Source organism: Janthinobacterium sp. LPB2021202312-11-4 (assembly GCF_037049705.1).
GTDB lineage: Bacteria > Pseudomonadota > Gammaproteobacteria > Pseudomonadales > Pseudomonadaceae > Aquipseudomonas.
The window spans coordinates 67137-91156 of record NZ_JBAGKV010000027.1; the positions used below are offsets into that span (position 1 = coordinate 67137).

Genomic DNA, 24020 nt, shown 5'->3' on the forward strand with positions numbered 1-24020 from the left:
GCCTGTCCCCCGGAGTCTCACCATGCTCAAAGCAGCCATCGTCCTGATGCTGATTGCCACGGTTGTCAGCCTGTTCAGCGGCCTGTTTTTTCTGGTCAAGGACGACAGCAGCTCGAATCGCCTGGTCATCGCCTTGAGTGTTCGGGTTGCCCTGGCCGCCACCACCGTCGGCTTGATCGCCTGGGGTTTCTACAGCGGCCAGTTAGTCTCTACGGCGCCTTGGTAACGCCTCAGAGCACGTAGACGAAAACGAACAAGCCGATCCACACCACATCCACGAAGTGCCAATACCAACTCGCCGCCTCGAAGCCGAACTGGTGCTCGTTATCGAAGTGCCCGCGCATGATCCGCATCAGCATCACAAACAGGATGATGGTGCCGATGGTCACGTGGGCGCCGTGGAACCCGGTGAGCATGAAGAACGTCGCGCCGTAGATGCCCGAACCGAGGGTCAACCCCAGTTCGTGATACGCGTGCATGTATTCTTCGGCTTGCAGCGCGAGGAAGCCGCAGCCCAGCAGAACCGTGATGGCCAGCCAGATTTTCAGCGCGCCGCGATGACCCTTTTTCAAGGCGTGGTGGGCGATGGTCACGGTGACGCTGGAGCTGACCAGCAAAATGGTGTTGATCAGCGGCAGGCCCCAGGGGCTGATGACTTCCTTGGGCGGCGGGAACAGTTTCGGGTCCGGGGTGTGCAGCAGCGGCCAGGTGAACTGGAAGTTCGGCCAGAGCATGTGCGCGATGCCTTTCGGGCCTTCGCCACCGAGTGCTGGGCCGGAGATGTGCCGCACGTAAAACAGCGCGCCGAAGAAGGCGATGAAGAACATCACCTCGGAGAAGATGAACCAACTCATGCCCCAGCGAAACGAGCGATCCAGTTGCGGGCTATACAACCCCGCGCGGCTTTCCTTGATCACCGTGCCGAACCAGCCGAACAGCATGTAGGCGAGGAGCAGGCCGCCGACGAAAAAGATCAGCGGGCCGTGGGATTCCGGCCGCGCCGCCTTCAGATCGTTGAACCAGGTGCCCAGTCCGTACACCGTGACGAGCATGCCGACCGTGGCGATGATCGGCCATTTGCTCTGGGCCGGTACGTAATAGTGTTCATGAGTTGCCATTTATTGTTCTCCTTATCGGGCACGCTTAACGCCTAGCCACCGGTGCTTGCAGCAACAGCCACGGGCGGATGACGTGCGGTGATATCGAACAGCGTGTAGGACAGCGTCAGGTGCTTCACTTCCTTGGGCATGTCACGGTCAACGATGAAACGTACCGGCATCTCGATCCGTTGACCGGGCCGCAGCACTTGCTGGGTAAAGCAGAAACATTCGGTCTTGTGGAAATACGCCGCCGCTTCGCTGGGCGCGATGCTCGGCACGGCTTGGGCGCTCATCGGGTGATCGGTGGGGTTGTAGGCGACGAAGATCATCTCGTTCACCGCTCCCGGATGCGCCGTCAGCTCGTTGCCCTTGGGATAGAACTCCCAGACCATGTCGGCGTTGTTCATCGACAGAAACTGCACCCGCACCTGGCGCGAGGTATCGACCACTTGCTCGCCTTCGTACTGCCCGGCGGTCTTGCCGTTGATGCCGAAGGCCTTGCACATCACGTCGTAGATCGGCACGAGGGCAAACCCGAACACAAACATCGCCACCACTACCATCAGCAGGCGTGTGACCAGTTTTTTCAGCGAGATCGAGTCAGCCATGATGTCTGCCCTCACCGCCTAACCCTGTGGGAGCGGGCGTGCTCGCGAAGCAGGCGCCGCGGTTTAGCAGGCAAACCGCGTCATCGATCTTCGCGAGCAAGCCCGCTCCCACAGGAGTTACAGCGTTCATTTCACTTCCGGCGGCGTGGTGAAGGTGTGATACGGCGCCGGTGACGGCACGCTCCACTCCAGGCCTTCGGCCCCTTCCCACGGTTTGGCCGGTGCTGGCGGGCCGCCGCGGATGGTCTTGATCACGATGAACAGGAAGAATAGCTGCGTGGTGCCGAACATGAACGCGCCAATCGACGACACCATGTTGAAGTCGGCGAATTGCAGGTTGTAGTCCGGAATCCGTCGCGGCATGCCCGCCAGCCCCACGAAGTGCATCGGGAAGAAGGTCAGGTTCATCCCGACGAACGACAGCCAGAAATGCAGCTTGCCGAGGGTTTCGTCGTACATGTGGCCGGTCCATTTCGGCAGCCAGTAGTACGCCGAGGCGAAGATCCCGAAGATTGCCCCCGGCACCAGCACGTAGTGGAAGTGCGCGACCACGAAGTAGGTGTCCTGGTACTGGAAGTCCGCCGGGGCGATGGCGAGCATCAGCCCGGAGAAACCACCAATGGAGAACAGGATCACGAACGCTACGGCGAACAGCATCGGCGTCTCGAAGGTCAGTGAGCCTTGCCACATGGTGCTGGCCCAGTTGAACACCTTCACCCCGGTGGGCACCGCGATCAGCAACGTGGCGTACATGAAGAACAACTCGCCCACCAGCGGAATCCCGACCACGAACATGTGGTGCGCCCAGACGATAAACGACAGGAACGCGATGCTTGCCGTGGCGTAGACCATCGAGGTGTAGCCGAACAGTGGCTTGCGCGAGAAGGTCGGGATGATCGAGCTGACGGCGCCGAAGGCCGGCAGGATCATGATGTACACCTCGGGATGCCCGAAGAACCAGAACACATGCTGGAACAGCACCGGGTCACCACCACCGGCGGCACTGAAGAAACTGGTGCCGAAGTGGATGTCCATCAGCATCATCGTCACGCACCCGGCCAGTACCGGCATCACCGCGATCAGCAGGAATGCGGTGATCAGCCAGGTCCAGACGAACAGCGGCATTTTCATCAGCGTCATGCCGGGGGCGCGCAGGTTGAGGATAGTGGCGATCACGTTGATCGCGCCCATGATCGAGCTGATGCCCATCAAGTGGATGGCGAAGATGAAGTACGTCACGCTTTCCGGCGCGTAGGTCGTGGAGAGCGGGGCGTAGAAGGTCCAGCCGAAGTTCGGCCCGCCGCCGGCGGTGAACAGGGTCGAGATCAGCAGGATGAACGCCGCTGGCAGCAGCCAGAAGCTGAAGTTGTTCATCCGTGGCAGGGCCATGTCCGGGGCGCCGATCATCAACGGGATCATCCAGTTGGCGAGGCCGACGAAGGCCGGCATCACCGCACCGAAGACCATCACCAGACCGTGCATGGTGGTCATCTGGTTGAAGAAGGCCGGTTCGACGATTTGCAGTCCGGGCTGGAACAACTCGGCCCGAATCACCATGGCGAACGAGCCGCCAATCAGGAACATGGAAAACGCAAACCACAGGTACAACGTGCCGATGTCCTTGTGGTTGGTGGTCAGCACCCAGCGCATCAGGCCTTTGGCGGGGCCGTGGGCGTGGTCGGCGGCATGACCATGGTCATCGATGACAGCACTCATGGCCGTTCTCCTGAGAACGAATGGGCTGGGCAGGCCGGGGCACGCTGCCCCGACCGGTTCCTTACGTATGCAATAGGCCGGGTCATTTGCTTTCCGCCTGTTTCAGCTCCAGCACTTCTTTAGGAGTGACCATGTCGCCTTTGTTGTTGCCCCAGGCGTTACGTTCGTAGGTCACGACCGCCGCGATATCGACTTCCGACAGTTGCTTGCCGAACGCCGCCATGGCGGTGCCGGGCTTGCCGAAGTACACGCGGTGCAGGTGGTCTGCTTTGGGGCCGGTGGCAATCGGCGAGCCCTTGAGCGCCGGGAACATCGGCGGCAGGCCCTGGCCTTCAGCCTGGTGACAGGCCACGCAGGTGGTGTGGTAGATCTTGTCGCCGCGCTCCTTGAGCTCGTCGAGGGTCCATTCCTTGGTGGTCAGCTCTTTGAGTTGCAAGGCTTCCGCCTTACGATCGGCCAGCCACTTGTCGTAATCGGCCTTCTCCTTGACCTCGACCACGATCGGCATAAAGCCATGGTCCTTGCCGCACAACTCGGCGCACTGACCACGGTAGATGCCGGGCTTGTCGACCCGGGTCCAGGCTTCGTTGACGAACCCCGGAATCGCATCGCGCTTGACCGCGAAGGCCGGCACCCACCACGAGTGGATCACGTCGGCGGAGGTCACCAGGAAGCGCACCTTGGCGCCGATCGGCAGCACCAGCGGCTTGTCGACCTCGAGCAAGTAGTGCTCGCTTTTGGCTTCCTTGTTGTGGATTTGATCCTGGGGCGTGGCCAGGTTGCTGAAGAACTCGACGTCCTGGCCCAGGTATTTGTAGTGCCACTTCCACTGGTAGCCGGTGATCTGGATATCGATATCCGGCTCACTGGCGTCGTACATCTTGATCAGGGTCGCAGTAGCGGGAACCGCCATGGCCACCAGGATGATGAAGGGCACGATGGTCCAGAGGATTTCGACGGTGGTGCTTTCATGAAATTTTGCGGCCACCTGCCCGGTCGAGCGGCGGTGGACCATCATCGACCAGAACATGGCGCCGAAGACGATGATGCCGATCACTACACAGATCCAGAAAATGGTCATGTGCAGGTCAAATACTGCGTGACTGATTTCAGTCGCTCCCGGCGCCATATTCACAGTCCAGGCGGCTTGCGCCTGGCTGAAAATCGACCACAACAGGAGGCCCATCCAGACATGTGGATGTCGCATCATTGCGGGTTCCCCTTATCGTTCTTGTTATCCCGCCGGCTTTCACCAGCGGCAAGGGAGCGGCTTTTTCAGACTACGAACTTGAATCGCCGGGCCTTGCTGCTTATGCAGTCGGGCGTCATCAGCTAACTCCATTCAGAACCGAGTATAGACAGCGACTGCGACCTCGCAACGCGATGGCGTAAATCAGCTGAAACAGCTTCTACTTGCGTTGCAGGGCACGAATGGAGAAGGATGCAGACGAGTGGTGGCAAATCGATATAACTGTGATGTCTCAAGGATGAAATAATTATGACAAAACCGTCTTAGGAAATTTCCTAAGCCAGCTAAGTTATGTCTTCCCTATTTCACAGCCTTTGTTTCCTGGAGTTTTCATGAACACCGCCGCATTGCGCGAGCAGATCCAAAAAGCCCAACAACACGAGGCCGAGACCGGCCTGTTAACTCGTCAACTGGAAACCCAACTGCCGCACCTGCACGCCGCCATCCAATTGCCGGATGTCGATGCCAAGGGCGTGATGACCCGTTTTGTGGCCGCTTACATCGAGCAAGTGCCAGACCTGCTGGACGCCGCCAATGACGTCGCGCGGGAAGCGGGCATCGAATCACAGATCAAACCGGTGCTGAAAATCGCCGAGCAGTTCTTCCTCCAGCCACCGGCAATCATGACCGGGCACATTGGTCTGGACGGTTTGCTGGACGAAGCGTATCTGGCGCATCGGTTGGTCGAAGAGGTCAATGACCTGTACATCAAGCATTTTGGCCAGCCACTGATCCCCTTGGACATGACTGTCGCCAACCTGATTGCCCACCAATTGATCGGCGAAGCCTTCGCCAACCAACTGGATGAGGCGGTGCATCACGCCGTGGACGAGATGCTCAACGAAGAAAGTTTCGCGCTGGAGTCGGTAGAAGCCTACCGCGAGAAACTCAACAGCCCGGACACCGGCGCCGCGTGGAAACGCTGGCCGTGCCTGTCGCGTCAGTTGGGCGTGGGCCTGGAGCTGGATCAGCCCGCCGCGTAACGCGACACCCCTGTAGGAGCGAGGCTTGCCCGCGAAGGCGTCCTCAAGTACGCCAAAAGCTTCGCGGGCGAGCCTCGCTCCTACAGGTTGTTTTTTATCCCGTGGAACCTACGCCGCTGGTTGTGCGCAACCGCCCTTCCAACCTGCGCTTCAACCCCCGCGCTTCAATCAACAACGTCGACCCCTTGGCCGCATTCGCCCGGCCCCACTCTTCCAGCAATTCCAGACACGAATGGTCGATGTAGCTCAGGTTATTGAGCGGCACATGCACCGTCGAACCCGCAGGAATCGTCCCCAGCACCTGAGTCAGCGCCGGCACCTTGAGAAACGTCGCGGCCCCGATCAAACGCAGCTCCATTTCGCCGTCCTTGGGCAGATCGATCAGGCTGATCTTCAACCGCGACGCCTTCCAGGCCAGTTTGGCCAGGGTCAGGCCGAAGCCAATCAGCACGCCGGTCAACAGGTCGGTGAAGATGATCGCCAGGGCAGTCGCCGCGTAGGTGAACATCGGCATCCGGCCATAACGGCCCAGGCCGCGAAAGGCCTTGAGGTCCACCAGTTTGAAACCGGTATAGACCAGCACGCCCGCCAGGCTCGCCACCGGAATGCTTTGCAGCACACTGGACAGCAACAGCACGAACCCCAGCAGCCACAGACCGTGAAAAATCGTCGAGTAGCGCGTGGTCGCACCGGCCTGAACGTTGGCCGAACTGCGCACGATCACCCCGGTCATCGGCAACGCACCGAGCAAGCCGCAGAGCATGTTGCCTACACCTTGCGCCGACAATTCCCGATCAAAGTCCGAACGCTGGCCGTTGTGCATGCGGTCCACGGCCGCAGCGGAAAGCAGGGTTTCGGCGCTGGCGATGAAGGCCACGGCAAACGCGGCGATCAGCAGCGTCGGGTCCGCCAGGTTGAGCAAGTCCGCCGGTTTGAGCCAGTCGATGGCTTCTGCCAGGTTGGCCGGGACTTCGACGCGTTTGATCTGCAAGGCGAGCATCAGGCTGGCCACCGTCGCCAGGCCTACGCCGAGCAAGGCGCCGGGAATGAATCGCAGGGAATGCGGGCGGAATTTTTCCCACAGCCACATCACCGCAATCGTCGCCAGCCCAAGCAAACCGGCCTGCCAGCCAAGGGACGGCAAGGCTTGAGCCACGGCGCTCGGGAAGGCTGCGAGGTTATCCAGCCCCGAGGGTTTGGGCACCGCATCGAGCATCACATGCACCTGTGACAGCACGATCAACACGCCAATGCCGGCGAGCATGCCGTAGACCACCGCTGGCGCCGTCACCCGGAACCAGCAGCCCAACTTGAAGCGCCCGGCCAGCAGTTGCAGAAAACCGGCCAGTAGCAGAATCGGCCCGAGCATGGCGATACCGTGCTGGCGCACCAGCTCAAACACCAGCACCGCCAGACCCGCCGCCGGGCCGCTGACTTGCAGCGGTGAACCGGCAATCCAGCCCACCACCAAGCCACCGATGATGCCGGTGATCAGGCCTTTGGCCGGCGGCAACCCCGAGGCGATGGCGATGCCCATGCACAAGGGCAGGGCCACCAGAAACACAACCACCGAAGCCAGTAGCTCCCGTGGCAGAACAGCTTTCAATTGCGCAGCACGCATGGGGATTCTCCCGACGTTTTTTTCAGGCATGGCAAAGCCAGGCTGCCTGATCGGCAGCCTCGGCTAAACCACACTTAGGAGTTTTTAGAAGCGCGCTTTGGGCGTCGCCACCGGAATCGGATGGCTGCCATCCAGCGGCAGGAAACAACCCTGATCCGCGTCATACGCTTTGATTTCGCTGGTTTCGATGCTGTAGACCCAGCCATGGATAAACAGCTGACCGTTGGCCATGCGCGAGGCCACCGAGGGATGCGTGCGCAGATGCTGCAACTGGGCGATCACATTCTCTTCGGTGAGGATGTGCATGCTTTCGCTTTCGTTAGCGCAGTGACAGTTTTCCTGGACCATGGTTTTCGCCACTTCGGCGTGCCGCAACCAGGCTTTGACCGTGGGCATTTTTTCCAGGCTCTGGGGGTTGAGGACCGCGCGCATGGCGCCGCAATCGGAGTGCCCGCAAATGATGATGTGTTGCACGCCCAGGGCCAGCACCGCGTATTCGATGGCGGTGGAAACGCCGCCGTTCATTTGCCCATAAGGTGGCACGACGTTGCCGACGTTACGGGTCACGAACAGGTCACCGGGGGCACTCTGGGTGATCAGTTCCGGCACGATGCGCGAATCGGCGCAGGCGATGAACATCGCTCTCGGGCTTTGGGCCGTGGCGAGTTTCTTGAAGAGCTCTTCCTGCTGCGGGAAGACCTCGTGATGAAAATGCAAAAAGCCGTCAACGATATGCTTCAGCGCTGCATCGGCGGATTCCGCCTCGGGAAGCGCTTGCGCCGACGCAGCCAGCGGCTGTTTATCCTTGTCACTCATAATTCATCCTCTTTGACGGAGTTGGGGGAAGTGTCCCGTTTTGTCCGATATGAAGCCAGTGGCTGTTTAAAAAACATCCAGGTCGAAAATCCAGACCCGTCAGTCACTCGATGAACAAGGTAACGGCCGAAACTTAACTCAAACTGAATCAAGCGCTCTAGAACGTGTGTTCCAGCTCACAAAAAACGTGACTGGGTGTTTGCCGCTCTTCAACCATAGGCCAATTATCTTCAGATCAACGACATTTGCCGCCCCGGCGGACAGAAGGCGTCGCAGTCCAGATTAAACCCTTCACGACGATTGAGCCCCAGGCGTTTGATGGTTTTGGCAAAACGCTGCGCCAACAGGTCGGCGAACGGCCCTTCACCGCGCATCCGTGCACCAAAGCGACTGTCGTAGAGTTCGCCGCCACGACTTTGCCGGATCAGGCTCAGCACATGGGCGGCGCGCTGCGGATAGTGCGCCGCCAGCCATTCTTCGAACAACGGTGCCACCTCCAGCGGCAAGCGCAACATCATATAGGCCGCGCTCTGGGCCCCGGCGGCATGCGCCTCGGTGAGCAAGCTTTCGAGTTCGCTGTCATTGATCATCGGAATCATCGGCGAACACAGAACCCCCACCGGAATCCCGGCCTCGCGCATCACCCGGATCGCCCGCAGCCTAGCCTTGGGCGCGGCGGCCCGGGGTTCGAGGATGCGCTTGAGTTCGTCGTCCAGGGTGGTGAGGCTGATCATCACGGCCACCAGGTTTTGCTGGGCGAGTTCAACCAGCAGGTCCAGATCTCGAAGAATCAGCGAACCCTTGGTGATGATGGTTACCGGATGCCGGTAGCGCAGCAGCACTTCCAGGGTCTGGCGGGTGATTTTATGTTCGCGCTCGATGGGTTGATAAGGGTCAGTGTTGGACCCCAGATTGATCGGCGCGCATTGATAACCGCGTTTGGAGAGTTGTTCCTCCAGTACATCGGCGGCGTTGGTCTTGGCGATCAGCTTGGTTTCGAAATCCAGACCCGGCGACATATCCCAATACGCGTGGCTGGGCCGCGCATAGCAGTAGATGCAGACATGCTAGGCTATACGTTCCACCGCACCGGGTTGACTAAATAATGACCAAAAAATGCTTTCCCTACGTTCGCTTTTCCTCGACCCGGCAAGAAGACGGCAGCACCCGAGCACGCCAAAACGAGCTTATAGACGCTTTTGTGTCCAAGCACGGGCTAGAAGTGGATCGACACCTTGAAGACGCCGGTACGTCCGCATATCACGGTAAAAACGCCGGTTCGGAAGGTGTTTTGGGTAAATTCTTGAAAGAAGTGCGAATGGGCGAAATCGACAAAGGTTCGTATCTATTAATCGAAAACTTCGATCGGCTTTCAAGAGATAAAATTGTCCGCACAAATAAAATTTTTACCGATCTAATTTTTTCCGGAATCAAGATCGTCATTCTTGATAAAGATAAAATTTATGAAGAAGATAATCTAGATTTTGCAGACTGGGTCAACGCTCTTTTAGAATTTGAGCGGGCAAACGTCGAGAGTAAACGAAAAAGCGATTTTTCAAGCAAGGCATGGAAATTTAATCGCGAAAAAATGCGAGCCGGTGAAATCGTTACTAAAAAAGTGCCAACGTGGTTGAAAGTCGAAAATAATGCTTTTGTCATTGATCATGCAAAAGTCGAAAGGATTAACACGCTTTTCAAATTGTCATTGTCGAAAGGTCTTCAAGAAGCAACGCGAGAATATAACGATCTATACAGTGAAAAGCTCGCTATTCACCAAACCCAATACCTATTGTCTAACCGCAAATTGATTGGCGAGCATTCTCCGCAAAAAATTCACTACGATGATGTAGGTCAGTTAAAACGAAAAGACGAAGGCGATTCGATTCCAAATTATTACCCGGCTGTCGTTGATGAAAAGCTTTTTTATCAAGTTCAAGAAGTCATCAAATCAAGAAGACCTTTCGCGGGTAGATACTCTAATCAACGGTATAACGTCTTTCGCGACCTGATTTATTGCAAATGGTGCGGTGGCACCATCCGCTATATGAATAAGGGCGAAAGGGATTATTTTATTTGCACCAATTCAATGACCGGAAAATGCGACTTAAATAGCCATTTTGGTCAATTGTCTATTCGTGGCAAAAAACTGTTTTCGATGTTCTTTGCTTTCACAGACGGTTTGAATGTTTCTGCTTTGCTTGAAGAAAACACGAAGGCCGTAGATCTAAAAACAGAAGTATCAAAAATGAAGGCAAGAAGAAATCAAATCAGTAGCAGATTAGATGACTTCAAAATCGACGTAAAAAATATGGTTATGGAAAGTAAAACCATTCCTTCTACATACAATGAGGTGATTGCAGATCTAGAAAACAATCGCATTCATCTGGATCAAGAGATTGAACAGAAAACAAAAGAACTTGAAAAAATTTATATGTCAGAAAAATCGTTCTCGAGTTTAAAAGATAATGACATCAGTAGTATTATCTATGATCGATCAGAAGACGCTATTGAAAAACGTGTGAGATACAATAGCGAGCTTAAAAAAATCATCACTTACATTCGCATTGATTTTCTTAATAACACACTAGAAATAGGGTTCTTTAATAATAATGTGCGGTTTGTTGATGGAGATGGACGCACCCTAGAATATCCTCTTGATTTTGAACCCGCAGAATTTAAACCCGAAGAAATAGAACGCTACGATCTTGAAGCTGGCTATCAATCACAAGAGTAATAGCCCAGCAGTAAAATCTAACCATCAAACGTATTAAATTGAGGCCGTCTATTTATAGATGGCCTTTTTTATGTCGGACGTTTTTGTCGGACGTTTTCAAATTTGTCGGACGCTTTAAATGTCGTGCACAAATGTCGGACACTCTTGAAAACATTAAAATATATGATACAACTTTTATAAGGAGTTCTAAAAGAACAGGCAAGCAATGGAAACGTCCGACATTTAACTTCGTTAAATTTGTCGGGCACAAAAAAACCTTCGGTCTTTTTTGTTCCGTTTCCTACTTGATTTTCGCACTTCGTTTGAAAATGTAAAAGCAAAAGCAATACCCCTGTAATGCTTCGACATTACAGAAAAATCAAAAACCTAACCATGAGGATTAAATGAGTGATAAAGACAAATTAAGAACCTGCATCAAATGTTGCCAACTCAAAGCAGTTAAAAATAGCCGTTGGTATATAGAAGCTTGGCTTTGCATGGACTGCTATGCAGCCTTGGCAAAGAAAAAGAACAACGGACATTCGTCCGGCGTTAAAAATAAACCATAAACATGAGGAAAATTATGACAGACAAAAAAGACACGAAAGATTTCGATTTTGAAGATAGCAATGATTTTGACTTTGGTGATGAAGTCACAAGTAACTTTGAAGAAATCCTAGAAACAGATATTAAAGCCGCCAACAACTTACGTGAAAACGTTATTAAAAAACAAAACACGATCAACGAAAAAGAAGTTGAAAGGCGTGCGATTGAACAAGCCAAATATGAAAAATTTACATCAGAGCTTGCATCAATTAACGACCCTTATGATTTAGAGCAATCCCATCAAGTATTCTATTTTCTTTCTTGCCACATGGATATTTTGAGCGATAAAACATTTTGGGCATTTGATGGCATTGAACATGGAATGACTGAAACAGACCAAATCATGTATTTCACATGGGCACATTTGGCAGTTTCGAAATCTACAATTGACAACAAGTTAAAGCTTTTAATTATGGATTTGATAAATTCCTACATTGCCGAAACGGTTTATGGAAAGCTAGCTTGGAAAATCGTTTCATCATTATGAGTAAACACGAACAACAGGCCACGGCCTTTGTTCACCAAATTAACAAACACAAGGAAAACATGACTAATCAAAAATACCCTAACAGCCTCGACTACTCAAATCTAACTCAGACAGAAAGACGAATAGTTACAATCATAAGGCTTTACAGAGAAAAACACGGAATGAGCAGTTTTAGAAATAAAGAAATCATTGAGCGTTTTATAAATGCCGACCCTGATAGTAGATACTTTTTTGTTTTAGATGCACTGGATAGGATCAAGAGTAACGTAAAAATTTCGGCAAATATAAAAGGTTGGTTTGTCGATAACTTGGAGAGAGAAAATAGCTCAATGCTTAATCAAGATTGGGCAGATATAAATTAACACAACGAACAACAGGCCCCGGCCTTTGTTCACCAAATTAAAATAAACCCCGATCAGGAGAAACATGGCACAAGATAAAATATCAATAAGAATTTCAAAAGAAGACATGCAAAAATTCAACGAACTCGCTTTTAGTCTTTCAATGACTAAAACAGCAGTAATCAAGAAGATTGTTAATGACGGATTCGCTCAAACAGTCGAATACACGAACCCTACGTTACTCGCCTCTTTCGATAAAATCGAAAAAATGCTTGGCTCAATCGGCACCAACTTAAACCAAATGGCTAGGAAGGTGAACGCCGGGGCGACATTCACAGAGCAAGACGTGAACACTCTAAAACAAATCATCGCAAAGTTTGACGCTCTTGAAACTGTAGTAATCGAAAAGGGTGTAAAAACGGTGATTAAAAAAAGAGGTTCAAAATGATAAGAAAAATCAATAGCAAGTTGTCCGATAGTGCTGGCATCAGTGGCACTATGAATTACGCATTAGAAAAAGCCGAATTAGTAGACGGTAGCGAAGCCAAATTCGATGGCACCAGTATCAAGGACTATAACAAGCTAGGCGTTAAGAAATTCAATCAAATCAATAATAAATTTGAACCTAAAACCGGAAGAAAACAAGAAGTTCTTGCCATTCATGAGGTGATCAGCTTTTCCCCAAAAGACAACATAACAAATGAACAAGCATTAGAAATTGCTATGTCAGTTTGGAAAGAAGCCCTTGATTTAGACAATAGAAAATATCGCGTAGCTGTTCACGATAAAGACGATAACGGAAAAACCCACGTCCATTTGATCTGGAATAAACGAGATAACAAAGGTAAGCCCTATGAGCAGAAAAACGATTACGAGCTATTCGAAAAGCTTTGTCATCAAGCTGAATTGAAACACGGCCTTGAAGAAGTAAAAAACAGAAAATACCTAAACCCAAAAATGCCTACCAATCCACAACCGTCAAACGAATACAGGCTTGAAAACCGTGGGATAAAGTCAGAGAAGACAAAATTTAAAGAAGCGGTAAATGCCGCAACTGATAAAGCTATGACCGCTGGCGAGTTCCTTGAATTTCTTGATAATGACGGCTTCACATTGATCACTAACGGCAACAATGCCTATTCCCTGGAGAAGGACGGCCAGATCTTCAAAGCGTCTGAGATAGGAGCGTCCTACAAGCTCTTAAAAGCCCGTTTTGGCGACGATCCGGCATTTGGTGACACGCTTGCACGTCTGGGAGTGAAAACGGCTCCTATACGTGAGATGGGCAGCATTGGCGGCGATTTTCATGATGAGCAATCAGCGATCACAGAACAGAGGATCAAGAAATCTAATCGTGTGCTAGATACTCGATTCGATACGCCTGACGGTCATGACTTTTTTTATAAAGACACGAACAAGAAAGCTTTTGAATATAGCCCATTGCTAGGCCGTGCGACATTCAACACTAACAGCCCATTGGCTATTAAAGCTGGATTACAGAAGCTCACTGAAAAGGGTAAACCGCAAACCTTGCACCTATCAGGAACGGACGATTTTAAGCGTGCTGCATGGCTTCAATTCAACATGATGGGTTTAGATAAAAAAGGTTATTCGTTAAGTGGTTTTACACCTACTGCAGTAGACAAAGCACAGCTTGATAAAATGAAGCTTGAAAATCCGGCCTTTAAGAAGCCAATTGTAGAAAACAACATAAAAGCTTTATCAACTGAAAAACCTACTGAAAATCCGGCATTCAATAAGTCAGATACAAACAACAAACCTTCGTCTGCTGATAAAGAAAAACCGGTTGAACCAAAATCAGGTAATGAAAAAGCCAGTCCTTTCTTAGAACACAATGTAAGACGATTGCTTGACGCCCCAAAACCAGACGATACCCAAGCTGAAAAATCATCGAAAATGGGGGCGGCTGGTTTGTTAGATGGTTTGGCTAGTGCTGCTCTTGATGTGTTCGCAGTGCATGATGCCCAAGGCCCGATGCAAGAAATTCTTTCAGAAATGCGAGTGCTTGACGCTCAGAACAAAGACAGTCAAAACCAAGCAGAAAATGAACAGCATCAAAACGAAAGACGAAGACTTCAAAAATTTACACCCAATTAAAAAAAAAGCCTTCTTGGCGTTTTCTTGTTTATGAGCATGTCCCGTAATAGTTAATAAATACCATGTCAAAGCCACGCTGTAACATTAAATTGCCTGTTGACTCCGCATAATCATTGTTAGGTGAGCAGCTAGCCCCTCTTGATTTTGGAAAATTAAGCGTTAACTGGCAACCGTCTCTATATTCGGGCGTAGGAACGGGGAAAAACATACTGCTGAATTCGTGTGAGCTATAAGAAACATCTGGATAATTAGAAGCTAGAAAAGCAACCGTTGGTTGTATTTTTTCATTACAGATTTCAGCAGGTGTTTTTTCTACTTCTGGTAATTCGAGTTCACCAATGAATTTAATGCTGTGATCAGGTAGCGAACCGCTCAAACTTTGTTCAAGGGGCATACGTATAACGTAAGCCGCATTAACAGACATTGAAGATAATAATGCGATTATTAAAAGTAAAAGTCTGATCATTGTGATACCTCGTTAGTTTTGTTTGTTTTGTTTTCTCTGCTTTTTGCCTCTCCGCACAATTCAATCAATACGTAAATTCCGAGGCATTGAGCGGCAATCAGATAGTATGATGGTATAGAGTGCAACGAACAATTTACTGCGAGGAATATAGAATTGAGCAATGCACACAATGCGATTGCTGTTAGTAGTGCTACTTTTGTTGATGTTTTCATTTTAAAAAATATGTTGTTAATATTATTATATATAATAATATTAAAAAATCAAATGCGAAAAAAAAGCCCGTTTTCGGACTTTATTGTTTAAGTTGTTTTACATGCTGCTCAAATAGATTTTGGTAAATTTTATTATGCTTGTCTTCAATCGGTTTTAATTTTGCTTTACGTTCTGCTTTCACGGCATCTGTTAAAGCTGGTGTACCTACAACATCTCTATATTGAATATGGACTTCTCTTAACTCTGATCGGTATCTACACCATTCCGCTTCTGACCAGCCCGGAGTTGCTAGGCTTGAAAAAGTATCAAAATATTCGCACATTTCTTCTGCCATCAGTTTGATGCCAAATATACACTTACCCCCTTCAATCTCTTCAACGTCCAGATAGTTTTTTGCGTTATCACCGATAATGCTTGAAGCTTTTTCGTAAAAGCGTGTTACGCAATTATCTATTTCTGGTATTGGTTTATATTGATATTTCGGCAAAGCATCCGCCCTTGCTTGGTCTTCGTCATGTTGACGCGACCACTCTCTGTCTTCTTCTTCTTGCTCTGCGTCCAAGTCTTGAATATGTTGCAAATGTTTTTGATAATTCGCTTTGTTCTCCGCTTCTATTTCTGATCTTGTGCAATTGCTATTTAAGCACTTACCTGACCAAATAAATTTCGATGTTGAATGGTCAGCAAAAGCATTAACTGAGAATAAAAGCGTTAAAAGTAATATCGTATTTTTCATAATTTCCCCGGTCGTTGGTTAAAAGTTAATTCCTATTTTTTCAAGCGTATCAATGGCCATCATGGCGGTGTGCGGTATATCAACAATCAAAGCAGAAGCGAACATTGTTATGATGGGTTTGCCGTAGCCGCTTTCCTTTGATGATCCATTTGACACTTGTGCAATCCCATACGCACCCACCGCAAAATAAATCAATCCAATAATTTGAAAAAGTCCAATAATTATTTGGATATTTTCCAAGAATTTTTCGGCTGTGCCTCCGCTCGAAAGCTTTTCTATTCTGGCTTTTAGTTCACCTGTAAGGCCCGATACTTCTGTATTCATACATGCGTTATTTATTGCACCTTCGGAGACGACAAAACAGAAATCCCCGGCTTTAAAATAGGTATTCCCAAACACACCAATGGCTAATGTGATGTTCATAAGAACAGCCCCGACAATTAAGTAAACGAGCGGGACACTTTTCCCCATTTTGCCGCCCTCATCGGTAAGCAATTTAAGCTTGTATCCACCCGAAACAAATAGGATAAACCCGATCAAGAAAATTACGAGTTTGATTAGTCCAAGGTTGGCCGAAATCAGTTCAACCCGAGCGGCAGTAGCATCACCGTCAGCGAATGCGACGATAGGAAGAAAAAGCAGTGTTAAAAAAGTTATTACATTTCTTACATTCATGGATCTCCTGATCGATGTTAAACCGTTGGCGGTTTTTGTTCATTTGGTTTGTTTTTTGGTGCTTTTTTGTTTACTACTTCGTCCATCACTTTTTTCACAGCAACAGCGGCTGGCATACAATTTATTTCGCTGAGTATTTCTTTCGTAAAAGGGTTATATTCAAGATCCCCCGAATTCATTTTATGTTCGATCAAATCGCTGCTTTCAACTGACGCAATAGCCAAGATCAAAATTTGACGCAACATAGCCTCGTTGCCTCCTTCACTGATAGCAGTGCCTAGTTTCAACGCTACGAGCTGTCTAACGCGATCATTGGTGATCGTTGGCAATATGCTTTCAATCTGCTTAATCAAGCCTGCAGCGGCTAGGCTGACGTGCTTTAAATCTATTTCTCTTATCTCTTTTATGTCCATTCTGAATCTCCTTCATCTGTTAATTTTGGTTGTTCAATTTCTTCTACAATCTTAGGTTCTTTTATTTTCTTGAAAACTGGAATATTTAACGCCGCGATAGCTTTCAAATTCTTTAAAGTCGGGTATAACGATTTATAAGTATAATCAACATCAAATTGAATTGTTTGCTGTCTTGGGTTGTCATTCTTTCCTTCTTTGTCCAACGCTTTAATTTCTTTAAACCTTGTAATCAATCCGAGATCTTGAAGCTCTTTATTGGTGTCTCTGATTTTTTTGATAAATTGCTTATCGGGCATTTTATCGCTGTTGATGTTGAATCTTTCTTTCAACATATCAACACTGAAATAATTGGTTGTGCTCTTTCTGTTGCAAACGTAAAGCACGTATAAAATGCGTTGATATTTTGACAGTAATTTTAAAATTTCTGGATTGAGTTCATAAAGTTCTTTAAGGCTTCCGAAAAACTCAATAAAGAACTTCGACACCTCTATACGCCCTTTTGTTTTGGTCAATTTACCATCTAAGAAACTGAAAAAAGTGTGCTCCCATTCGCCGTCAATTTTCTCTTCATATTTGACGTGAATATTGCTTAGTCTTTCAACTGACTTGATGAAGGTCTTTAAATACTGTGCCCTATTAACTTTTTCAATATTTAGTTCGTCCATCATTTCTTTTGTTGTGAACTCTATTGATGTGCTATTGCTGTTTAAAACTCTTCTTAAAATAAATAGGAAAATGTCGAAATCTTTTTCGATAGTCAATTGAGCGTTTTTTATCTCAATATTTCGTGTGTTTTGATGTTTAGGAACCATTATAGGTTCATCAGGTTTTTCGCTGTTGTTTATGACGTTAAAAAGCGGCAACACTAAAAACAGTCTTGGGACTGATGTAAATGTTTTTAACGCTCTAACTTTGCGTGGCTTACCGTTTCCGCCTGTAATCTCTCTTAATCTATATTGCATGGTTAATGTTTTCCTTATTCTTTCTTATATTGAACCATTAAAAAAAGAAATTACAAGATTGAAACAGGAAAAACTTAATAAATTGCGTTAACCATACTTTAATGCTTTTGAAAAACTCAATATTCTAAGTATAAACCGCTCGAAAAAATAAAATGCGTTAACCGAAAACGTAAAAAACGAGGGTTTTAGACGTTAAAAAATAAAATGCTATAACCCAGATTTTTAGATTTCCCTTATTCTTGCGGGCTTTTTTGAACATTGCAGGAGGGTATAAGATATTTACTTCGTAAATGTTTTTATTAATATAATATGAGAGCAGAACGTCAAAACCATCTGGTGGATCTAAAATCAAAAACTTTTCTGGTTAGAATCTAGGCACTTTATTTTGACATTTTTCGATGAATGATTTTACAATCCATTTTTTGATCAATGGAGTGAATAGAAATTGATACTTGAAGGCATCGCAAGCGACACCGAGATCGTGCTAAACACCCTCCACAATCAATGGTCGAGAGATCCGAGAGACGGAAAAGCCCTAGACTGCCTCCATTTCGATGAATATTGTATAGAGCGGTTAGAGATCAAGAATGGCATTAATATGGGCCTATTCAGCGTTGAAGCGGCTTTAAAAGCGTCATTAAAGCAATATGTCCCATACGTAACACTTTACGTTTTAGGTCTTAGAGCCGCTGAGGTTGAAGCTCCACAAAGTCTAGAAGACTTTAAAGAATCAATTTCAAAAAATGTTGATGATAATTGGCCTGTATATTTCAAACGGATAGAAAGAGAATATGGCCGGTTTGTCGTTTTTCTGTCGTCTGATGCCAAATTTTACAATTGAAGGAAAATCGAAAAATGTCTAAATTGCTTGATCTACTGGCACAGCAAAAACAGCTTGAAGAGCAAATCAAAAGTCTTCAATCGAACGAGCAAGAAGCAAAGGTCATGAAATTTGTTGAAGAGCTTGAAGCCCTTCGCAATAAATACGGCTATAAGGTGCCCGATTTTATCGACGTGGTGCATTCCCTTCACGGCGTTAAAACAGCCGCTAAAACACCTACAAGCGTGAGCGTGAAGACACCCAAGGTGGCGAAGCCGCAATATAAGGTCGTGGTTGATGGTGTTGAAGTGGTGCTGAGAGAAGCCTCACAAGGCACTATGAAGCCGGATCTTGAAAAGGTTGTGAAGGCCGCAGGCTTCACTAAATACAAAGATTACGTTGCTGACCTGATCAAGAAAAACAAGGTTAAGACATTCGATGACCTGATCAAGAAACTGAAAGGCGTTCCTGTCACTGCCTGACATTTTCCGCGAGAAATTGAAGCCCCTTGATTGGGGCTTTTTTGTGCCTGTTGGGTTTAGGCCCTTTCTTTTGACAGTTTATTTTTCAATAAAATATCGTCAATTTTATTTTAGAAAATCTTGCAAATTATTGAGTTTTGCCATTTTTGTGATGGTCTTATTTTGGCTTAGATAAGCCATTAATTACGTGTCAATAGCAGATTGAAAATATATTTAAAGTCGGACATTATTTAAAAATATGGTTAGACAATAAGCCCTATGCACTTAACTATTTAGGCCCTTTCTGTTGACTTCTTCTTTTTATGTGTTTTCATTTAAGTAACAACACAGAAAGGAGATTTATGAAAAACATCAAAAAGAAATTTAATTTGGTTGATTTGGCATCAGAAGTATTCTACGGATGTGCATTACTCGGCGTTGATACAATTTTCAAAAATAGAGAAGAAGACACAACAAGATTTTTATTAATCAGCAAGTCAACATCGTCAATGAACGTTGCTAATTATGTGCTTGACGATTATTTCAAGTCAGAAGAATACGAAGACGCCACACAGAAAAAAATCCACTTGTTCGATCTGGACGCTCAATTTGACTATGACTATTCAGTAATACAAATATGCAAAACAAAAAAATACAAGGCGATTTCTAGGATTTCAACTTGTGAAAATTATGCGAGATTGATTGATAAGAATGAGTTAGTCGCAATCAACAATGTAAACATTGATCCGGTTCATAGAGAAGCTTTTCATGAAGCGATGACGCCAAGGGATTTTTTCTTTTTCAAAGAATTGAAATATGAATATAGAATAACGATCAGGATCGTAAAAGATCGCAAGGTAGTGAAAACGTTAAAGTGTAATTTAGGCCATTTGACGCTGATAAAAACATTGAAGCCATTCGACTATCAAGAGACAGAAAGCGAAGAGATAAAAGCCACAAGACCATCATTGTTAAACCCTGTTTACACAATTGATGGCGTTGATGTAATGGTGACGTTTAACGACACGAACAAACACTATAAAAGTCTAGTAGACATGATGAGAATCTAAACCAGCCCGAAAGGGCTTTTTTAACGTTAATTTTCCGTTCTAATCGACTACCCCGCAGGGGTAGCCTACATTCCCATAAAGTAATTTTTCCGTTTTCTTTCCATCTACGGTTTGTTGTGCTTAGGCCCTTTTTCTTGGCTTTAAAAAGCATGTGATTTTAAAGCGAAGCGACCACCAGAATAGGCGAGCCACCGCACGCCCAACGCGAAGCGTGCATTGAGGTGTACGTCTTAAACCGGGTTATTACACGGTACAAGAAGGGTTGGCGATTTTTCACACCGGTACGAGTCCCAGCGTTCAAAACCACCCTGATCGAAACGTAGGAGTTTTTAACGCATCATTGGCCGGGCGTTCAGCAACCGGGCCAATACCCACGGAGTGAGAAAGCATCTGGGCACTCGACAAGCGTAAACCTGTCGAGTCACTGCCCATCGTCTTGGGAGTTGAGATAGTTGGCGATTACATCACCATGACATGCCGCAGGCTTGCAGTGGCAACCGAGCGTCTTACCTCTGAGCTTTTCGATGTTTTCATCGAATTTTTCGGGTAATTTCAAAAAGCGTTTTTCGAAATCATAAGCAAACTTGGCTATAACTTCGTCGCGTGTGCCTTCTTTACCCATCTGGTAAGGATTGCCCCACAGGGTTCCCCTACCGATGTAAACATCATAATTGTCACCGTTGTCTTTGTTAGACACTTTGGTGATTCTCAAATTTATGATTCTTGTAGGTATTTCTTTTTCCCGTAAATCATTATCGAGTATGAAGAAACAATTTCTTTCTTCATCTTGAAAAAGAATAGCGTGTGTGACTTCCTTCAATGCTTCTTTATCTGAGCTGAACGGGATTGCAGGTAATCCCTTAGACTGTGAATATTTTTCGATAAAACTATTTTCATCAGATACGAAAATCAGCTCTACTTTTTCAAGAGAGCTGATAATTCTATCGACTTTCCTTTCAAATTTCGAATATGAAAGGAAGTCGATAGGATAAGCAATTAAGACTTTTGCATCTTTACTCATATTAAATCTTTGACAACCGCATCAGATTGATCCCACGCTTGCTTGAGATAATTCGCAACCAGCCGCCTATGGCACTGATGCGGCTGATGCTCACTGCATAACAAGCACCCTTCATCAATAATTTCAGGTTTTACGTGTTTTTCAATATTTCGCTTCGCCATCAGATTTAGGAATTTATCCTCATACTGCTGCCAAGAAATTTCCTTTTTTTGATATGGCGACAAGATTTCTTTCGTGGGTGCCAATTCTGGCAAATGCACGTAATCAACGTCACATAATTCTTTTAGGAAATATTTCAAGTCATCTCTTTTTGCAAACCCTGAGAGCTGTGAAATATTATTCAATCGGACGTCAACAACCCGCTTTGTGCCTGATAGTTTTATCAAAGAGAAAAAGCGTTCTGCTTTTTTCTCGGTAAAACCGATTGTAAAAATTTTCATATTATCCCCTGAAAATCTCTGCCACGATTTTCGTCGTGTTTCCATTGGCAAATGGTTCGCCTAAGCTGATTGTCATTGCTTGGATGTTTTGCATTTCATAATTGCCAATACCACGGCCACGAAAATGATCTTGTGCCCAAAGATCTGTGGTTGTTAACGCATATTTGACGCCATTATAGTGGAAATTAAGGCGTATTTTGATTTTATCATCTCGCTCTTTTGCAACGGATACATTCAAATGTCCGCCATCCGGTTGAACCATTACAAGAGACGACGGTTGGTCTAGGGCTATACGATGCCCCGAAATTTTATCGTTTTCACCGTATTCACTGCTGTCACCATTACTCCAAAGAGCGTTTGGAGCATCAATCCATTGGTGTATATTTCTTTGATCGAGCCTGCCCAACTTTATCCATCCGGTGCCGGATACTATTAAATTTTCATGCTGGAAGGTATCAGGTTCCCGGACAGTAAATTCAATACGAATAATGTCCAATATTTGAGCAAATTGATTTTGGCCATAATTCATTTGAGCAAATGTAATTTGTCTGTGGCCTACGGTTGGACTTACCGGCCTGATCCATTCGCCAGAGCGGTCACCACCGTATATTTTTCCCGCGATGCATCTCCCTCCATGCTTCCACGAGTTTGCAAGACAGACCATATCTAATGTGTGCGGCATTGACGTACCCCTTCCGTGATGGCGATGTGCTTCACATACTCGCCTGACACACTGTACCTATCAACCCCCGTTTCATGGACTCTACTAGATTTTGGAACCTATCGCTGAACATACGCAGCCGTGTTCGCAGCCACGATAGGGATTGATCGAACGGTCGAAGGGCAAGTCCGGTGAGTTATTGCGGGTGATGATGGTTTTCGCCGTCTCGATTCGGACTTCGGTGCCCTGAGTGACCGGCGCTTCCTGATACCAACCGTCATCCTCGGCCACCGAACGGCTCGGCGCGAAGCGGTTGTGCGGGTTGGCGGCGGTGCCGCGACCGCGAGGTGGGAGAGGAGTGGACATGGATGGGTGCTCGGTAGCTGTATGGGTATACAGTACATTGCGTTCAATGCCCGTGTCAGCACCGTTCGGCGTTTCGCCACTTTTGCTTGCGCAGGTTATGCCAGCAAATTCCTAATGGATGCCATGCCAGTCTCTTACATACGTTAGGACTATTTGTCAGAGGCGAAGTCGACCTGTGACGCTATGCCACAACACCAATAAATAAATCGAGGTCATAGGGTAGGTATTCTTTAATGACAGAGGCAATTTGCCTAGTTTGCTCATTAGTCAGCGGTAACTCACCATCGGCTTCAGCGGCAAGACTCTCCCATCCCAGTATATCCATTACTGTTTTTTCAAATTCAGGCTTTATATCAAGCTCATATTTCAGCGAGCTGTCTTCAAAGTGGTCGGACAGGAATCCTGTGATAAACAGGTTCATAGCTGCGGCCTCCAAATTTTATGCTAAGACGCTAATACAGATATCAAACTCACTTGGTATGGGTTTTCCGAGCACATCTTGAATCTTCCGGGCTTGCGCTGCTGTAAGTTCAATAACGCCATGTCTCACGCCATCTTGAAGGGATTCCCAGCCAACCAAATCAAGTACGATCTGATTGAATTCTGGTGCTACGTCCAAGTCAAATTGCACAAATTCATTTTCGTGACCTTCAGGGAAAAAACCTTCGATGCATAAAAAAATAAATGACTCCTAATACTCACTGATTTCGTTGAAAGAGATGCTGTTTTTATGTTCTCTTCAAATAACAGTAGCTGCTCGCCTTATTGGGCTTTATCGCCCCCATTCGGGTGATCAGAGGTCCTCAATATTGTGTTGTAGACTCTCGCCTAGGATTACCCCGATATCGACTCCTGTTAGGTTTGCGATTGGCAGGTAGTGCTACGTCTCAACGCCAATAAATAGCTTAAGGTCAACTGGAATTGACTGATTGACCAATAAAGCAATCTGCTGAGCCTCCTCAGTTGTTAGCAGCCACTCTCCGCTGGCCATTTCGTTGAGACTTTTATGTCCGAGAAGTTTAACTATCTGGTCATTAAAAGAAACATTCAGATCAAGTTCAAATTTAAGCGAATCATCTTCGGTACTGTCACGCAGGAATCCGCTAATACAAAGGTACATAAAAACTCCTATTTTTCTACTTTTCGACCGGGTTTGGCTGGCTTTGTTTGTTCGCCCGTGACAGGGTCAAACTCTCCTAAGTGCTTTCCTTGTTTATCGTACATTTCAACAGCCCCGTGCTGACTATCCCACTCGTAAATACGACCCTTACCATCCTTCCAACGTCTGCGAGCCCCACCGCCACCTCGGACTCTTGTTTTAAAGTCGACTTTCACCGCATCAGGAAAGGCTGTTAGCC

The 24020-nt window shown here is 47.3% G+C and carries 31 protein-coding genes; 11 read left to right on the plus strand and 20 right to left on the minus strand.

The genetic code is table 11. The features are described 5' to 3' along the window. Positions 1-22: 22 nt before the first annotated feature. The gene (locus V5E99_RS24270) at positions 23-226 is read left to right on the plus strand and encodes a twin transmembrane helix small protein (RefSeq protein ID WP_027926133.1); all 204 of its coding nucleotides are present in this window, start codon (positions 23-25) and stop codon (positions 224-226) included. Positions 227-230: 4 nt separating this feature from the next. On the opposite strand, the gene V5E99_RS24275 is transcribed toward V5E99_RS24270, so the two are convergent. From V5E99_RS24275 to coxB, 4 genes are all read right to left on the minus strand, one after another. Next, positions 231-1118: a cytochrome c oxidase subunit 3 gene (locus V5E99_RS24275; protein ID WP_499804767.1), complete on the minus strand. Its 888-nt coding sequence runs from the start codon at positions 1116-1118 to the stop codon at positions 231-233. Between the two features lie 32 nt (positions 1119-1150). Beyond that, positions 1151-1708 carry a cytochrome c oxidase assembly protein gene (locus tag V5E99_RS24280; RefSeq protein WP_499804768.1) on the minus strand — a complete coding sequence of 186 codons (558 nt, stop codon included), beginning with the start codon at positions 1706-1708 and terminating at the stop codon, positions 1151-1153. Positions 1709-1834: 126 nt separating this feature from the next. Then, positions 1835-3424 (minus strand): cytochrome c oxidase subunit I, encoded by a 1590-nt coding sequence (gene ctaD / locus V5E99_RS24285; RefSeq protein ID WP_499804769.1) that lies wholly within the window; start codon positions 3422-3424, stop codon positions 1835-1837. 82 nt (positions 3425-3506) lie between these two features. Then, the gene (coxB, locus tag V5E99_RS24290; protein WP_499804770.1) at positions 3507-4634 is read right to left on the minus strand and encodes a cytochrome c oxidase subunit II; all 1128 of its coding nucleotides are present in this window, start codon (positions 4632-4634) and stop codon (positions 3507-3509) included. 371 nt (positions 4635-5005) lie between these two features. Between coxB and V5E99_RS24295 the strand changes: the two genes are divergently transcribed. Beyond that, the gene (locus V5E99_RS24295) at positions 5006-5656 is read left to right on the plus strand and encodes a hypothetical protein (RefSeq protein WP_499804771.1); all 651 of its coding nucleotides are present in this window, start codon (positions 5006-5008) and stop codon (positions 5654-5656) included. A gap of 94 nt (positions 5657-5750) precedes the next feature. Here V5E99_RS24295 and V5E99_RS24300 read toward each other — a convergent pair whose 3' ends face one another. The 3 genes from V5E99_RS24300 to V5E99_RS24310 all read right to left on the minus strand — a co-directional run bounded on the left by V5E99_RS24300 (position 5751) and on the right by V5E99_RS24310 (position 9151). Beyond that, positions 5751-7277 carry a SulP family inorganic anion transporter gene (locus V5E99_RS24300; RefSeq protein ID WP_499804772.1) on the minus strand — a complete coding sequence of 509 codons (1527 nt, stop codon included), beginning with the start codon at positions 7275-7277 and terminating at the stop codon, positions 5751-5753. Positions 7278-7361: 84 nt separating this feature from the next. Then, positions 7362-8093, minus strand: coding sequence for a carbonic anhydrase (locus V5E99_RS24305; protein ID WP_499804773.1), 732 nt, complete (start codon positions 8091-8093; stop codon positions 7362-7364). A gap of 230 nt (positions 8094-8323) precedes the next feature. Continuing rightward, entirely contained in the window at positions 8324-9151 is an 828-nt protein-coding gene (locus V5E99_RS24310) for a PA0069 family radical SAM protein (protein WP_499804794.1), read from the minus strand. 47 nt (positions 9152-9198) lie between these two features. Between V5E99_RS24310 and V5E99_RS24315 the strand changes: the two genes are divergently transcribed. The 6 genes from V5E99_RS24315 to V5E99_RS24340 all read left to right on the plus strand — a co-directional run bounded on the left by V5E99_RS24315 (position 9199) and on the right by V5E99_RS24340 (position 14358). Beyond that, positions 9199-10827, plus strand: a complete 1629-nt coding sequence (locus V5E99_RS24315) for a recombinase family protein (protein WP_499804774.1) — start codon at positions 9199-9201, stop codon at positions 10825-10827. 383 nt (positions 10828-11210) lie between these two features. Next, positions 11211-11375, plus strand: a complete 165-nt coding sequence (locus V5E99_RS24320; RefSeq protein WP_157811476.1) for a hypothetical protein — start codon at positions 11211-11213, stop codon at positions 11373-11375. 14 nt (positions 11376-11389) lie between these two features. Further along, positions 11390-11899, plus strand: a complete 510-nt coding sequence (locus V5E99_RS24325) for a hypothetical protein (RefSeq protein ID WP_499804775.1) — start codon at positions 11390-11392, stop codon at positions 11897-11899. Further along, on the plus strand, positions 11875-12261 hold the full coding sequence (locus V5E99_RS24330) for a hypothetical protein (RefSeq protein WP_499804776.1): 387 nt from the start codon (positions 11875-11877) through the stop codon (positions 12259-12261). Before V5E99_RS24325 ends, V5E99_RS24330 begins: the two co-directional genes overlap by 25 nt. A gap of 64 nt (positions 12262-12325) precedes the next feature. Continuing rightward, positions 12326-12688, plus strand: coding sequence for a plasmid mobilization relaxosome protein MobC (gene mobC / locus V5E99_RS24335; protein WP_499804777.1), 363 nt, complete (start codon positions 12326-12328; stop codon positions 12686-12688). After that, entirely contained in the window at positions 12685-14358 is a 1674-nt protein-coding gene (locus V5E99_RS24340) for a relaxase/mobilization nuclease domain-containing protein (protein WP_499804778.1), read from the plus strand. Before mobC ends, V5E99_RS24340 begins: the two co-directional genes overlap by 4 nt. A 28-nt stretch (positions 14359-14386) precedes the next feature. Here the strand turns inward: V5E99_RS24340 and V5E99_RS24345 are convergent, their stop codons facing one another. The 5 genes from V5E99_RS24345 to V5E99_RS24365 form a co-directional block, all read right to left on the minus strand. Then, positions 14387-14824 carry a hypothetical protein gene (locus tag V5E99_RS24345; protein WP_499804779.1) on the minus strand — a complete coding sequence of 146 codons (438 nt, stop codon included), beginning with the start codon at positions 14822-14824 and terminating at the stop codon, positions 14387-14389. Positions 14825-15116: 292 nt separating this feature from the next. Then, entirely contained in the window at positions 15117-15773 is a 657-nt protein-coding gene (locus V5E99_RS24350) for a hypothetical protein (protein WP_499804780.1), read from the minus strand. 18 nt (positions 15774-15791) lie between these two features. Next, positions 15792-16448, minus strand: a complete 657-nt coding sequence (locus V5E99_RS24355) for a hypothetical protein (protein ID WP_454864028.1) — start codon at positions 16446-16448, stop codon at positions 15792-15794. A 17-nt stretch (positions 16449-16465) separates the two neighbouring features. Beyond that, on the minus strand, positions 16466-16861 hold the full coding sequence (locus V5E99_RS24360; RefSeq protein ID WP_499804781.1) for a hypothetical protein: 396 nt from the start codon (positions 16859-16861) through the stop codon (positions 16466-16468). Further along, positions 16852-17823, minus strand: coding sequence for a replication initiation protein (locus V5E99_RS24365; protein WP_499804782.1), 972 nt, complete (start codon positions 17821-17823; stop codon positions 16852-16854). The genes V5E99_RS24360 and V5E99_RS24365 overlap by 10 nt, the downstream gene beginning before the upstream one ends. Before the next feature lie 598 nt (positions 17824-18421). Between V5E99_RS24365 and V5E99_RS24370 the strand changes: the two genes are divergently transcribed. The 3 genes from V5E99_RS24370 (at position 18422) to V5E99_RS24380 (ending at position 20174) form a co-directional block, all read left to right on the plus strand. After that, complete coding sequence (locus V5E99_RS24370) at positions 18422-18664, plus strand: hypothetical protein (protein WP_499804783.1); 243 nt, start codon at positions 18422-18424, stop codon at positions 18662-18664. 14 nt (positions 18665-18678) lie between these two features. Continuing rightward, a complete protein-coding gene (locus tag V5E99_RS24375) occupies positions 18679-19125 on the plus strand; it encodes a hypothetical protein (RefSeq protein ID WP_499804784.1) in 447 nt (148 codons plus the stop codon). A 341-nt stretch (positions 19126-19466) separates the two neighbouring features. Beyond that, positions 19467-20174, plus strand: a complete 708-nt coding sequence (locus tag V5E99_RS24380; RefSeq protein WP_499804785.1) for a hypothetical protein — start codon at positions 19467-19469, stop codon at positions 20172-20174. A gap of 421 nt (positions 20175-20595) precedes the next feature. On the opposite strand, the gene V5E99_RS24385 is transcribed toward V5E99_RS24380, so the two are convergent. The 8 genes from V5E99_RS24385 to V5E99_RS24420 all read right to left on the minus strand — a co-directional run. Further along, entirely contained in the window at positions 20596-21195 is a 600-nt protein-coding gene (locus V5E99_RS24385) for a DUF4326 domain-containing protein (protein ID WP_499804786.1), read from the minus strand. Then, on the minus strand, positions 21192-21635 hold the full coding sequence (locus V5E99_RS24390) for a DUF488 domain-containing protein (protein WP_463955987.1): 444 nt from the start codon (positions 21633-21635) through the stop codon (positions 21192-21194). The genes V5E99_RS24385 and V5E99_RS24390 overlap by 4 nt, the downstream gene beginning before the upstream one ends. A 1-nt stretch (position 21636) precedes the next feature. Further along, a complete protein-coding gene (locus tag V5E99_RS24395; protein WP_139138847.1) occupies positions 21637-22317 on the minus strand; it encodes a dual OB domain-containing protein in 681 nt (226 codons plus the stop codon). Between the two features lie 84 nt (positions 22318-22401). Beyond that, positions 22402-22662 carry a hypothetical protein gene (locus tag V5E99_RS24400; RefSeq protein ID WP_499804787.1) on the minus strand — a complete coding sequence of 87 codons (261 nt, stop codon included), beginning with the start codon at positions 22660-22662 and terminating at the stop codon, positions 22402-22404. Between the two features lie 181 nt (positions 22663-22843). Beyond that, positions 22844-23083: a pyocin S6 family toxin immunity protein gene (locus V5E99_RS24405; protein WP_499804788.1), complete on the minus strand. Its 240-nt coding sequence runs from the start codon at positions 23081-23083 to the stop codon at positions 22844-22846. A gap of 18 nt (positions 23084-23101) precedes the next feature. Next, entirely contained in the window at positions 23102-23344 is a 243-nt protein-coding gene (locus tag V5E99_RS24410) for a pyocin S6 family toxin immunity protein (protein ID WP_499804795.1), read from the minus strand. A 198-nt stretch (positions 23345-23542) separates the two neighbouring features. Continuing rightward, positions 23543-23782, minus strand: a complete 240-nt coding sequence (locus V5E99_RS24415; RefSeq protein ID WP_499804789.1) for a pyocin S6 family toxin immunity protein — start codon at positions 23780-23782, stop codon at positions 23543-23545. Between the two features lie 8 nt (positions 23783-23790). Further along, positions 23791-24020: colicin E3/pyocin S6 family cytotoxin (locus V5E99_RS24420; RefSeq protein ID WP_499804790.1), on the minus strand; the 230-nt coding region annotated here is incomplete at its 5' end.